Here is a 998-nt window from a genome sequence, read left to right as displayed (position 1 = left end):
GTCTGCTTCCAATGAGAGATCAACACGAAAGCTGCTATCGCCAACCGCCTGAATGTCTTCCTTTTTCACAAGGTCAACGACATCGTTTGTCAGTTTGGCTGAGACTGTATATTCGCCGGGAATGTACGGACCGAGAGTTTGTGCTTGATCTGCTTTCTTTACAGATCCGGCTTCCTCTTTATTGACATATAGATCGGTATTTTTATAATTGCTGCTCACTTCAAAATAAACAGGTGCTACTTTTAAGTCGTAATGGTCAAATACCAGCAGGCTTTTCCCGTCTTTTTCTGCATATACGATATCCTTCTGGGCTGTTTCATCACGCAGCGATGCAAAAAGTTCATCTTTTTTGTCTGGATGATCCTTCAAATATGTAAGAAACGGTTTTACATTATTTTTAGTGAGCTTCAGCTTGTCATTTACCGGTGTAAGCAGAGTCGCGATTTGGTCCTGATCCGCATCATTTACGGCCTGTTCAAACTTGTCGACTAACCTATCCTTTGAAGTAAAGTACGCTCCGGTTTTATATGCGGCGAATAATATAACGCACGCTGCTGCAATGCTGCTCCATAAAATGATGGTTTTCTTAGGGATCGGTTTTCGCGGAGCCTGCCTTGTTTCTGCAGTGCTAGCTGTTTCTTGATTCGCCTGTTTGCTGCCCCCTCCGACCGGGGTGCCGCATTGTTTACAAAACTTGGCTCCTTCATTATTTTTTTGACCGCATTCCTTACAAAACATGTGGCTTTCCTCCTGTTTGTTACCCGCTATATTTTGTGCTTATTTCCTATGTTACATATTTTATAATAGAATGGTAAGAAATTGGAGAAAATCATGAAAATATCTCTATAAACTATGAAAAGGTGGAATGATAATGCAACACCTCACCATTCAAAAAGCAACAAACTTTGATCAACCGCTGTATGAGCTTCTGCTGCTCGCCGATCCGTCAAAAGAAATTGTTGATGACTACTTGGTCAGAGGAGAATGCTACACAGGTT

The 998-nt window shown here is 41.7% G+C and carries 1 protein-coding gene and 1 pseudogene; one reads left to right on the top strand and one right to left on the bottom strand.

Annotation, left to right across the window (positions count from 1 at the left end; translation table 11 throughout):
• A partial coding sequence (locus tag ACWHAR_RS23530) for a zinc ribbon domain-containing protein (protein ID WP_452088003.1) occupies window positions 1-738 on the bottom strand: 738 nt, incomplete at its 3' end.
• A gap of 133 nt (window positions 739-871) precedes the next feature.
• Between ACWHAR_RS23530 and ACWHAR_RS23525 the strand changes: the two are divergent.
• Window positions 872-998 (top strand): annotated as a pseudogene (locus tag ACWHAR_RS23525) (GNAT family N-acetyltransferase); the annotation flags it as partial.

This window comes from Bacillus sp. LR--39, assembly GCF_053613335.1.
Note: the sequence above shows the minus strand (reverse complement) of the source record. Positions and strands in the feature narration are given on the sequence as shown.